Origin of the sequence: Croceitalea sp. MTPC6, from assembly GCF_036985525.1 — a bacterium.
Classification (GTDB): domain Bacteria; phylum Bacteroidota; class Bacteroidia; order Flavobacteriales; family Flavobacteriaceae; genus Croceitalea.
Genome location: NZ_BTGR01000009.1, coordinates 54,824 through 66,608, shown reverse-complemented (window position 1 = coordinate 66,608; position 11,785 = coordinate 54,824). Strand labels below are relative to the sequence as shown.

Annotated in this window: 11 protein-coding genes and 1 tRNA gene; 9 read left to right on the top strand and 3 right to left on the bottom strand. The window is 34.8% G+C overall.

Going from position 1 to position 11,785, the window contains the following annotated elements:
* Positions 1–455 precede the first annotated feature (455 nt).
* The 9 genes from AACP56_RS15175 to AACP56_RS15135 all read left to right on the top strand — a co-directional run bounded on the left by AACP56_RS15175 (position 456) and on the right by AACP56_RS15135 (position 8,302).
* Positions 456–2,366, top strand: a complete 1,911-nt coding sequence (locus tag AACP56_RS15175; RefSeq protein ID WP_339337793.1) for a tetratricopeptide repeat-containing sensor histidine kinase — start codon at positions 456–458, stop codon at positions 2,364–2,366.
* 3 nt (positions 2,367–2,369) lie between these two features.
* A complete protein-coding gene (locus AACP56_RS15170) occupies positions 2,370–3,020 on the top strand; it encodes a response regulator transcription factor (RefSeq protein WP_339337791.1) in 651 nt (216 codons plus the stop codon).
* A gap of 136 nt (positions 3,021–3,156) precedes the next feature.
* Complete coding sequence (locus AACP56_RS15165) at positions 3,157–3,582, top strand: hypothetical protein (protein ID WP_339337789.1); 426 nt, start codon at positions 3,157–3,159, stop codon at positions 3,580–3,582.
* Between the two features lie 19 nt (positions 3,583–3,601).
* Positions 3,602–4,210, top strand: coding sequence for an SIMPL domain-containing protein (locus AACP56_RS15160; protein WP_339337787.1), 609 nt, complete (start codon positions 3,602–3,604; stop codon positions 4,208–4,210).
* A gap of 179 nt (positions 4,211–4,389) precedes the next feature.
* Positions 4,390–4,473: transfer RNA gene (locus tag AACP56_RS15155), tRNA-Leu, on the top strand.
* A 161-nt stretch (positions 4,474–4,634) separates the two neighbouring features.
* Positions 4,635–5,534, top strand: a complete 900-nt coding sequence (locus tag AACP56_RS15150) for a MerR family transcriptional regulator (RefSeq protein ID WP_339337785.1) — start codon at positions 4,635–4,637, stop codon at positions 5,532–5,534.
* A gap of 18 nt (positions 5,535–5,552) precedes the next feature.
* Positions 5,553–7,007: a phytoene desaturase family protein gene (locus tag AACP56_RS15145; RefSeq protein WP_339337783.1), complete on the top strand. Its 1,455-nt coding sequence runs from the start codon at positions 5,553–5,555 to the stop codon at positions 7,005–7,007.
* A gap of 4 nt (positions 7,008–7,011) precedes the next feature.
* The gene (locus AACP56_RS15140; protein WP_339337781.1) at positions 7,012–7,851 is read left to right on the top strand and encodes a phytoene/squalene synthase family protein; all 840 of its coding nucleotides are present in this window, start codon (positions 7,012–7,014) and stop codon (positions 7,849–7,851) included.
* 1 nt (position 7,852) lies between these two features.
* On the top strand, positions 7,853–8,302 hold the full coding sequence (locus tag AACP56_RS15135) for a beta-carotene hydroxylase (protein ID WP_339337779.1): 450 nt from the start codon (positions 7,853–7,855) through the stop codon (positions 8,300–8,302).
* A gap of 70 nt (positions 8,303–8,372) precedes the next feature.
* Here AACP56_RS15135 and AACP56_RS15130 read toward each other — a convergent pair whose 3' ends face one another.
* The 3 genes from AACP56_RS15130 to AACP56_RS15120 all read right to left on the bottom strand — a co-directional run bounded on the left by AACP56_RS15130 (position 8,373) and on the right by AACP56_RS15120 (position 11,774).
* Positions 8,373–8,867: a TlpA family protein disulfide reductase gene (locus AACP56_RS15130; RefSeq protein WP_339337777.1), complete on the bottom strand. Its 495-nt coding sequence runs from the start codon at positions 8,865–8,867 to the stop codon at positions 8,373–8,375.
* A gap of 4 nt (positions 8,868–8,871) precedes the next feature.
* Positions 8,872–9,435, bottom strand: a complete 564-nt coding sequence (locus AACP56_RS15125; protein ID WP_339337775.1) for a TlpA family protein disulfide reductase — start codon at positions 9,433–9,435, stop codon at positions 8,872–8,874.
* 68 nt (positions 9,436–9,503) lie between these two features.
* Entirely contained in the window at positions 9,504–11,774 is a 2,271-nt protein-coding gene (locus AACP56_RS15120; protein WP_339337774.1) for an aconitate hydratase, read from the bottom strand.
* Positions 11,775–11,785 lie beyond the last annotated feature (11 nt).

The window sequence follows — 11,785 nt, the reverse complement described above, 5'->3', positions numbered from 1 at the left end:
GAATGTTATATACAATAATAGAATACCAAGATTTCAGGTATGTTAATTTTTTCTCTCTATGATTAAAGATAAGTTTGTGGAAATTGCAAAAAGATGATAAATATCAGAGAAAATGTAATCAATTGGAAAAATAGGTAAGTAAAACCTATATTTACAATATCAATTCTATTTAATCAAAAACGCAAGTAAATAAGTTCATTTGATATAAGATTTTGAATAAGTGAGCAATTCGGTGTACATATTCAAAATAATAATTTTAACTTTTTGAAAATCAAATTATTGGGTCTTATTTTCAAGCCCCAGTCAGGTCACCACCTTTAAAACCCGAAACGATATGTTTCGGGTTTTTATTTCCCCACAAAATATTATTCAGCTTTATAAAAACTCTCGGTAAACCGGGTGTGTTCCCTTATTGAAATATCTTATTTTTAGCTCTTTGAAAGTAGCTCATATTTATGGACCGTACAGTAACGACTTCGTCATTTCTTATCACTTTTTTGATAATGTTCGTGTCCCTATTTAGTGTAAGTTCCCAAGAAAATATTCGATTCCACGCCTACGGTAAAACCCCAAAGAGTGTTAATGATTCATTATATAAAGCTTTATTCAATTCCACAAACACTAACCAAAAGTTAGATTTACTTTACAGAATTGGAGAGGAACACCTTAAAGCTGGAGATGTAGATTCTGTTATTAAGTATGGGAACCAAATCAAAGAATTATACTTAAAGCCAAAGCTTGGCACAAAAGAGGCTCAGCTATATAAAGTAAAGGCATATTTTCTTTTAGGGAAAGGTAAATTTTTGAACGGTTTATTTGATGAATCCTTAAAGACTTACTTAGAGGCACTTGAACTCACAAAAGAATTGAAAATCACAGATGAAACGGACATTATAAAATTGGGCCTAGGAGAAGTCTATCTACAAAAAGGGGATTTAACCAATGCCAGTTCTATATTCACTAAGCTTTTAGCTAATACAATTGATAATGGGATATATGTAAAGGCTAACTTCTACCTAGGGGTAATTGCTTTTGATAAAGATGATTTACCCCTTGCCAAAGAACATTATAACGAGGCGCAATCAAAGTTGGAAGAAGAGTCATCTAAAATAAATCAATGGATTCAACTTTATCTAGGAAGATTAGCGGCAAAAGAAGATAAAAATAATATAGCATTTGGTATTTATGAGTCCATAATGGGCATTGCATTAGAAAACAGCTACTTTGATGTTTACACAGAAGCTGTATTGGAATATGGAAAGATTTGTGCCAAACTTGAGCAATATCAAATAGCAGAGATGGTCCTCGCCACAGCTTATACCAATGCCATACAGTGGAACAGGTTGGAACTTCAAAAGAAAATAATCAATAGTTTACGGTTAACCTATCAGGCAAAAGGTGATTTCGAAAACGCCTATAATTTAATGACCCAATATAATTCTGTCTCAAACCAAATTATAAGGCAACAGAATAGTAAAGTGATAAAAGAGATAGAAATCAAGTATCAAACTTTAGAAAAAGAAAACCAGATATATGAGTTAAAGGAAGAACAGCTATCCAAGCAAAATGAAATTGAGCGGCAAAAAACGATAAAAAAAGCCTTCTTATATGGGTTTTTGGCCCTGTTGATACCTATTGTAGCACTTTTGTTTGTCTATTATCAAAAACTACAAACCCAAAGTATGCTAAACAATCAACAAGAAGAACTTAACTCACAGAAAATAGCAGCTTTACTAAATGCACAAGAACTAGAATTAATTCGTACTTCACTAGATGCCCAACAAGAAGAACGGCATAGGATAGCAAAGCAATTACACGATAGCATAGGTGGAAATCTAGCTGGTATAAAATTACAACTGGCCAATTTAAAAGGTAGTAAAAAGTTTCAGAAAGAGGTTATCAACCAAGTTAATGAGACTTATGAGATGGTCAGGGAAATCTCTCATGATTTAGTTCCCAAAAAATTTAATCAAGAGGCGTTCGTCCACATTATTGAAAACTATATTTTTCAACTTCAGAAAAACACTGAAATTGAAATCACTTTTTCTGCACACCCTAAAGAGCAAATAAATGATTTGTCTGAAAAACTAAGAGTTGAAATTTATCAGATACTACAAGAGCTTTTTACCAATACCATAAAACATGCAAATGCGACCACCATTGAGGTACACCTAAATATTCATGATACAGTTTTACAGTTAATTTTTGAAGACAACGGAAAGGGATTTGAAGTAAAAAATTTAAGAAAAGGAATAGGTTTACAGAATATAGAGAATAGGTTAAATACTCTAAACGGAAAACTTTTGCTCGATAGTGCCCTTAAAAGAGGGACAGTAATTAACATAAATATTCCCTTAAAAAATTAAATAGTGGAAAAGTACAGATTGATAATAGCCGATGACCATAAGATGTTTTTAGATGGGCTTTTGAGCATACTTGCGCAAAAAAGTGAATATGATATTGTGCTTACCGCCAATACTGGTAAAAATGTGGCCAAATACTTGGATATAAATAACAACAAAGAACCTATTGATTTGGTTATTACTGATGTAAATATGCCAGATTTGAATGGAATTGAACTTAACAAGCACATTAAAAAACTACATCCTAAAACAAAGACTCTTGTTGTTAGTATGCTGCATGATTCTATGACCGTACAAACACTTACAAAGGATAATGTTGATGGATATGTACCAAAAAATGCTGAAAAAGAAGAGCTCCTAGAAGCTATAAAAACCATATTAAAGGGTAATAAATATTTCTCTCAAAGCATAAAGGATGTATATTTAAAAGGCATGTTCTCAAATGAACAATCCTTAATAGATTTGCTCTCCAAAAGAGAAAAAGAAGTATTAAAATTAATAGCCCAAGAGCATACCACGCAAGAAATTGCCGATACACTTTTCTTAAGCAAGCATACAATAGAAAGCTACCGAAAGAATCTAATTTCTAAACTTGAGGTTAGGAATTTAGCAGGTCTCACAAAATATGCCATCAAATTGGGGTTAGTTGAAGAATAGTACTATTCACATTTTTTTAAATAAATCAGTATGGTTAAATCCCTGTTTTCAGGGATATCATTTCTACCATAAATAGGGCTGTTTCTAAGCTCAAATCTGTCCAAATTTGTTCCATAAATAATTAAAAACTCTTATTATGATTTACGGAATTACTTTGGTATTGTTAAGCATCATTGCAGTACCATCTTTGGTATTATCAAAAAAACCCAATGCAAAAGAATTATTAGAAAAAATAGAACCTTACCAAGGCTGGATAGGTCTAGTTTTTTGTTTTTGGGGCGTTTGGGGAATTGTTACCAGTATCTTAAATATTGGTTGGTTAACCACTGCACCCATTTGGTGGATCACTTTATTAGCGGGAAGCGTAGTTGAAGCAACATTAGGGTTTATGCTAGGCTTTGGATTAATGAACAAGCTCTTTCTAGGAAAAAACGAAAAAGCAAAAGAAAAAGCCGCCGAACTAAGAAGCAAGATTGCACCCAAACAAGGTAAACTTGGTATCCTGGGTATTGTTGTGGGCATTTGGATGATTGCTGCTTCTTTCCTATTTACAATCGCATAATTTTTAAAACATCAAAGTCATGAAAAAAATATATCTAATACTATTATTGTTAAGCTCATTTTGGGTTCAAGCACAAAATAAAGAAGTTCAAAGCAATACGGTTTCTGTATCTGGAAAATCCCTAGTGGAGAGAAAAACCACACTCTACAAGGCTAAAATATCACTTAATATGGAACAACTGTATTATTCTGACCCAACTTGTAAAAGCCTAGAAGACTTAAAAGATAAATACTTTAAAGAACTAGAGACATATGGTGTGGACCCCAATGAATTAGTTGAGAAAAAAATGGAGTTTATTGCCTATGGTTACCAAAGAGAAGGTACTGTTTTTGAACTCGAAACCACATCGGAAGAGAAGATAAAAAAGCTTGCCCAAATAAAGATGACAGGCGTGACAGTACAATATCAATTTAAGTCAGTAATTGATGCTGAACAGCGAGAAAAGCTGTTAAAAGAAGCTTTGGTAAATTCTAAAGAGAATGCGCTTCGAATTTGTAAGGCAATAAATAAAAAATTAGGTGATATTATTTCTGTTACCGATACTTCGACACAAAATGCAATCTGGAACAGTTATCATAATGGTTACGAAGAATATGCTACTATCTATGTTACATATGCCATGAAATAATAAAATTTGGTTAGTTGGTTGGGTAACCGGTCTATTAGTCGTTATGGCTTTAGACCGGTTTTTTATATTGTTCTACAAGCTTTGACCTTTCACACTTGAACCATATTTACATACTATTGCAAAAAAATTACTGTTGCTGCTAAAGGTATTTTGTTATTTTTGCTCCCTCCTAATGACAAACCCACGTGGTGGAATTGGTAGACACGCTACCTTGAGGGGGTAGTGTTCGCAAGAACGTGCTGGTTCGACTCCAGTCGTGGGTACTTAACCCCTGTTTTTAACAGGGGTTTTAATTTTACTTAGAAATTAGTTCTTTAGAACCATGCATTTTCTCAATATCCACGCGCTTTCGTAAATTTTAACGACAGTTTTTGAACTTCGCATTATATTAATCGTAAATTTGTTTAACGATTATTCAAAATTAATGAACAACGTAAAGAAGCATTTTAGCATTCGGGATTTGGAAAATCTATCCGGAATTAAGGCACATACCATTCGTATTTGGGAAAAACGATACAATTTGTTAAACCCAGAAAGAACAACCACAAACATCAGAACATATAGTTTAAAGAGCCTACAAAAACTCTTAAACATTACCTTATTATACAATAATGGCTATAAAATTTCCAAGATTGCACGCATCCAAGAAAACGAGATACCAGTAATTGTTAGAGAGATTGTTGCTAAAAACAGTGAAAAAAGCCACGCCATCAATGCTTTTAAACTGGCCATGATAAATTTTGATCAAAGTCTGTTCTTTAGTACATATAACAGCCTCTTGAATGAAAGGTCTTTTAGGGAAATATTTAATGAGGTTTTTATTCCCTTGCTCAATGAGTTGGGACTTCTATGGCAAACTGATACAATCAGCCCTTCTCACGAGCATTTTATAACCCATTTAATCAAGCAAAAGATATTTATTCATACGGAGAAGCTTCAAATTATAGAACCTACCAATAAAGACAAAGTATTTGCTTTGTTTTTACCAGAAAACGAAATTCATGAGCTAGGCTTACTTTACTTGAATTATGAAATCGTTTTAAGAGGGTACAAATCTATATATCTTGGGCAAAGTATGCCTGTTGATAGCCTAGTTGACTTATTAAAATATTATGAAAACCTATACTTTATTTCTTATTTTACAGTTTCGCCAACCAAGGATAATATCCAAAAATATATTTCTGAGTTTGCCGATAATTTAAGAGATACCAGTAATTCCAAATTATGGATTCTTGGGCATCAAATACAACATATAAGCCAATCTGGTTTGCCTGATTACATCAAAACATTTAGCTCTATTGAACGATTGACAAGCTCAATCTAAGTCTAGTTACCCCAAATCATGGAGAATATCTCAATAATAGGTTCTGGTTTTTCATCCTTATCTGCTGCATGTCACCTTGCCAAAAATGGCTACAAGGTTTCAATTTTCGAAAAGGGTTCTACTGTTGGTGGACGGGCCAGGCAGCTTGTTAAAAATGGCTATACTTTTGATATGGGACCAAGTTGGTATTGGATGCCAGATATTTTTGAGAAATTCTTTAATGAATTTGAAAAAAAGCCATCTGACTACTATGAACTGGAAAAACTAAATCCGGCATATAAAATCTTTTTTGCTGACGATACCATCACCATTGGGGATTGTATGGACAAAATTTGTGAAGAGTTTGAACGCATAGAAACAGGTAGTGCAGTTCATTTAAAAAGTTTTATTTCCAAAGCCCAGACCAACTACGATATTGCTATCAATAAGATAGTTTTAAAACCTGGTCTTTCCCCTTTAGAATTAGTAACTAAAGATACGGTATTAAGAGTAGACCAATTTTTTAAAACTATTAGTCAGGAAGTTAGAAAACGTTTTAAAAATCCAAAACTTATTTCAACCTTAGAATTTCCAGTTTTGTTTTTAGGCGCTAAACCAAGTAATACACCCTCTTTTTATAGCTTTATGAACTTTGCAGACTTTGGTTTAGGCACATGGCATCCTAAAGGAGGAATGTATGAGGTCATTAAAGCTATGCAAAGTCTTGCTAAAGAGTTGGGGGTCATAATTCATACGAACAGTCCTGTAGAAAAAATACTCGTTGCGGATGGAAATGCAACTGGAGTAATTGTTAATGGCAAAGCCTTCCATTCTGATAAAGTAATTAGTGGAGCGGATTATCATCATTCAGAAACGCTTTTAGACAAAGAATATAGACAGTATTCAGAAAAATACTGGGATAAAAAGACCTATGCGCCCTCCTCTCTCTTATTTTATGTTGGTTTTAATAAAAAATTGGACAATGTAAACCATCACAATCTCTTTTTTGATACAGATTTTGAAAAACATGCCGAGGAAATATATGATAATCCTAAATGGCCTAGCAAACCTTTATTCTATGCAAACTTTCCATCTGTTTCCGATAAGAGTATGGCTCCAACTGACTGTGAAACAGGATTTTTCCTTATTCCGATTGCGACAAACCTAGAAGACACCCCAGTTTTAAGAAACCAATATTTTGATATAATTATTGATAGATTTGAAAAACTCACTAGACAAGACGTAAAAAATAGCATTATATTTAAGGAAAGCTTTTGTGTAAAAGACTTTATCAAAGAGTACAACTCTTACAAAGGTAATGCTTACGGTATGGCAAATACATTGAGTCAAACCGCTTTTTTAAGACCTAATTTGAAAAGTAAAAAAGTAAAGAATTTGTTTTTTACCGGTCAACTTACCGTCCCAGGACCAGGTGTACCACCTGCCCTAATTTCTGGTAAGTTAGTTGCCGATTTAATTATCAACAAACACTAGAAAAATGAAAGCCATTTTTGATAATGTATCCTACAGCTGTAGTAAGTTAGTGACCGAATCTTACAGCACATCATTTACATTGGCAACCAAAATGCTTGCTACAAGAATTAGAGGTGACATATACAACATATATGGTTTTGTTCGTTTTGCCGATGAAATCGTAGATACCTTTCATGATTATGACAAAGAAGTTCTTTTTAATGATTTTGAAACAGAACTCGAGAAAGCACTCAAAGAAAAAATAAGCTTAAACCCCATTTTAAACTCTTTTCAGCATACCTATCATAAATATGGGATTCCCCATCATTTGATTGCCTCTTTCATGAAAAGCATGCGAATGGACTTAAGGAAAAAAGAATATAAAACTACAGCGGAATATAAAGAATACATCTATGGTTCTGCAGATGTTGTAGGTCTAATGTGCCTTTGTGTTTTTGTAAATGGAGATGAAGCAAAGTATGAAAATCTTAAAGACTCTGCGATGGCACTTGGCTCTGCTTTTCAAAAAGTAAATTTTTTACGTGATTTAAAAGCCGACTATGAGCTTTTGGAGCGTTCATATTTTCCGAACACAAATTTATTGGAGCTGGATGAAGCCTCAAAAAAACGTATAGTAGACGAAATCAAAGCAGATTTTCAGCTAGGGTATTCTGGAATTGTAAAGCTACCCTCCGAAGCCAAATTTGGCGTATACACTGCTTACAAATATTATATTAAGCTCTTACAGAAACTACAGAATACACCGCCCCTAGAAATCAAAAATACAAGAATAAGAGTCCCCAATTATCAAAAGTTTGGTCTCTTGGCAAAATCATACGTTAACTACAAATTACAATTGGTCTAAAATGAAAATCTTTCTTGGAATCATTATTTTCTTGGGTACTTTTTCTATTATGGAATTTATGGCATGGTTTACCCACAAGTATGTTATGCATGGGTTTTTATGGAGTCTTCATAAAGATCACCACAAAAAAGACCACGACTCTTGGTTTGAAAGAAACGATGCGTTCTTTATTTTCTATGCTGTGGTAAGTATGGTCTGCTTCTATTTAGGTGCAGAGACAAGTTTTTGGTATGGATGGCCTTTGGGCTTTGGCATTCTAGCATATGGTATAGCATATTTTATGGTTCATGATATCTTTATACACCAACGCTTTAAAATGTTTAGAAATGCCAATAATTGGTATGCAAAAGGTGTAAGAAGAGCCCATAAGATACATCACAAACATTTGGGCAAAAAAGACGGAGAATGTTTTGGGATGCTCGTTGTCCCCTTTAAATATTTTAAAAAATAATCTAGGGTGTAGTAATTAATGAATCTAATAGAGACCTTACTTTAACTGAATTCCAATCCGCCGCTCCAACTTACTTTAATACAATATTTTCTTTCTTGTCAATAATATAAGTAGTTGGCAGACTCGAAGTGGTTATCGCATCGGGAGACTGGCCAATCTCAAAAAATACAGGAATTTCATATTCCCTTTTTGCTAAATATTTATTTACCTCGTCTTTTTCATCCCTTGCTAAAAAAATAAATTTTACACGGTTTCCATAATCACTATGAAGACTGACCAGACTAGGCATTTCGGCAATACAAGGAGGGCACCAAGTAGCCCAAAAATTTATTACCAAAACATCATCATTTTCCAACGAAATTTCTAATCTTTCTCCATTTAAGTCTACAAGATTCCAATTAAAATGGGTTACTTTTTGGTATTCATCTTGATTTTCAATTTTAGGCGAAAAAGAAAATAAACGGGCAATCTGCACTCTTGCATGAAACCCTATCGGTGTGAACAAAAAAAGTAAGATAGCTACAATCCAAATAATGTCCGAAAGTTGCCCTTTCTTCAGTTTCATGAATTTATTTTGCCAATAAGTCGTCTAAAAGGGCTCGAACCCTACTTGTGTTCCAATCGGCAATACCATCTTTTTCAACCACAACGGTTCCCTCTTTATCAATGATATATGAGTAAGGTGGCTTTTCAGGAACCTTAACTGATGATTTATCACCTATAATTAAGTAGGTTACAGGAAAGTGAAACTTATTTTTAGCCATAAATTCCTCAACAGGAGGCCTATTTTCGTTAGTAATAATATAGAAATCAACTTTGTCCTTATAGTCATCATACAAAGCCTGAATACTTTTTAGTTCAGCCTCTGAAGGAAGCCGCCATGAGGCCCAGAAATTTATGAAGATTACTTTTCCTTTGGACTTTTCAAAATTGAAAAAATTCCACTCCGCGTCTTTTAACCGCCAAGAGTAATCAGAAATCTTTTTCCTGTCTGCTATTTCAACTATCTCTGGGGAAAATGAAAAAATTTGATTTAAAAATAACTTCCCATAATGGCCAAGTGGGGTAATAAAAAATGAAAGAATAAAAAGAATTACAACGATGTTTAAAACCGTTTTTTTCTTAACTGCCATAAATAGGGGGTTAAAACACAAAAACTCCTTAATCAAAACTAAGGAGCTTTTATGCTAATTATTTAAAATTATGCATTCTCTTTTTTAATAACGTTCAACGCAGAACCTTCTTTAAACCAATTAATCTGCGCATCATTGTATGTATGGTTAGCGATAATGGTGTCTTTGCTACCATCAGCATGAACAACTTCAAGAGTCAAAGGTTTGTCTGTAGCAAACTCAGCAATATCCAAAAAGTTAAAGGTGTCGTCTTCCTTAATTAAATCATAATCACTTTCATTAGCAAAAGTCAATCCCAACATACCCTGTTTTTTAAGGTTTGTTTCATGGATTCTAGCGAAAGATTTTACTAAAACAGCTGCTACTCCAAGATGTCTTGGCTGCATTGCAGCATGCTCCCTAGAAGAACCTTCACCATAATTATGATCTCCAACTACAATAGATTTAATACCTTCTGCTTTGTATGCCCTTTGTGTATCCGGGACAGACCCATACTCTCCGGTAAGCTGATTTTTTACAAAATTTGTTTTCTTATTATAGGCATTCACAGCTCCTATAAGCGTATTATTTGCAATATTATCTAGATGCCCTCTAAACCGCAACCAGGGTCCCGCCATTGAAATATGGTCCGTAGTACATTTACCAAAAGCCTTAATCAACAGCTTGACTCCCTGTAAACTTTCTGGTTTAATTGGAGTAAATGGCTCCAGTAACTGTAATCTTTCCGAAGTAGGTGAAACAACAACTTGAACTCCACTACCATCTTCCATCGGGGGAATAAAACCTGCATCTTCCACTTCAAAACCTTTTGGTGGTAATTCCCAACCAGTAGGCTCGTCAAATTTAACTTCCTTACCATTTTCATTTACCAAGGTATCTGTAATTGGATTGAAATCCAATCTACCCGAAACTGCAATTGCTGCAGTCAACTCTGGTGAGGCCACAAAAGCATGTGTATTGGGATTACCATCCGCTCGCTTTGCAAAGTTTCTATTAAAAGAATGCACTATGCTATTTTTGGGTGCGTTTTTGGGATCACTATATCTCGCCCATTGTCCAATACAGGGACCACAGGCATTGGTAAATATTTTTGCGTCCAATTCCTCAAAAATTCCAAGAATCCCATCGCGCTCAGCGGTATAACGTACTTGTTCCGAACCTGGATTGATACCCAACTCCGCTTTCATTTTTAAACCTTTGTCCAACGCCTGTTGTGCTATGGAAGATGCCCTTGACAAATCTTCATAAGAAGAATTGGTACAAGACCCGATAAGCCCCCATTCAACTTGTATAGGCCAATCATTTTCTGTGGCCTTTTTTGTCATAGTTGATCCAACTTCTGTGGAAAGGTCCGGTGTAAATGGACCATTTAAAAGTGGACCAAGTTCCGAAAGGTTAATTTCTATTACTTGGTCAAAGTATTGCTCAGGATTATCATAAACCTCTGTGTCACCAGTTAAGTGTTCTTTTACTTTATTAGCAGCATCAGCAATGTCTGCCCTATCCGTTGCTCGAAGGTAACGCTCCATAGATTCATCATATCCGAAAGTAGACGTGGTAGCTCCAATTTCTGCCCCCATATTACAAATAGTTCCTTTTCCTGTGCAGGATAAGGCCTTTGCTCCAGGTCCAAAATATTCTACTATCGCACCAGTACCACCTTTAACAGTTAGAATCTCAGCAACTTTTAAAATAACATCTTTTGGAGCGGTCCAACCAGATATTGTACCAGTTAATTTAACTCCTATCAATTTAGGAAACTTAAGTTCCCAAGCCATACCTGCCATTACATCTACCGCATCGGCACCACCTACTCCAATCGCCACCATTCCCAGTCCACCTGCATTTACCGTATGCGAATCGGTTCCTATCATCATTCCGCCTGGAAAAGCATAGTTCTCCAAAACCACTTGATGGATTATTCCTGCGCCTGGTTTCCAAAAACCTATTCCGTATTTATTGGACACAGATTCTAAAAAGTTAAAAACCTCGGCACTTGTATTATTTGCGGACTTTAAATCTGCAGCAGCACCACTCTTTGCTTGTATTAAATGATCACAGTGCACCGTAGTAGGTACTGCAACTTTTGGTTTACCTGCTTGCATAAATTGAAGCAATGCCATTTGTGCCGTGGCATCTTGACAAGCAATACGGTCAGGAGCGAAATCGACATAATCCTTTCCCCTTGTGAAAACCTTATTTGGATTTCCTTCCCAAAGGTGGGAATACAATATTTTTTCTGCTAGAGTCAAAGGTTTACCAACCAATTTCCTTGCTTTGTCTACCCTTTCTCCCATGGTAGCATAAACTTTCTTGATCATGTCGATGTCAAACGCCATTTGCTATCTAA

Coding starts and splice junctions, on each gene's coding strand:
- AACP56_RS15175 (WP_339337793.1), top strand. CDS start 456: ATGGACCGTACAGTAACGACTTCGTCATTTCTTATCACTTTTTTGATA.
- AACP56_RS15165 (WP_339337789.1), top strand. CDS start 3,157: ATGATTTACGGAATTACTTTGGTATTGTTAAGCATCATTGCAGTACCA.
- AACP56_RS15160 (WP_339337787.1), top strand. CDS start 3,602: ATGAAAAAAATATATCTAATACTATTATTGTTAAGCTCATTTTGGGTT.
- AACP56_RS15150 (WP_339337785.1), top strand. CDS start 4,635: ATGAACAACGTAAAGAAGCATTTTAGCATTCGGGATTTGGAAAATCTA.
- AACP56_RS15145 (WP_339337783.1), top strand. CDS start 5,553: ATGGAGAATATCTCAATAATAGGTTCTGGTTTTTCATCCTTATCTGCT.
- AACP56_RS15140 (WP_339337781.1), top strand. CDS start 7,012: ATGAAAGCCATTTTTGATAATGTATCCTACAGCTGTAGTAAGTTAGTG.
- AACP56_RS15135 (WP_339337779.1), top strand. CDS start 7,853: ATGAAAATCTTTCTTGGAATCATTATTTTCTTGGGTACTTTTTCTATT.
- AACP56_RS15130 (WP_339337777.1), bottom strand. CDS start 8,867: ATGAAACTGAAGAAAGGGCAACTTTCGGACATTATTTGGATTGTAGCT.
- AACP56_RS15125 (WP_339337775.1), bottom strand. CDS start 9,435: ATGGCAGTTAAGAAAAAAACGGTTTTAAACATCGTTGTAATTCTTTTT.
- AACP56_RS15120 (WP_339337774.1), bottom strand. CDS start 11,774: ATGGCGTTTGACATCGACATGATCAAGAAAGTTTATGCTACCATGGGA.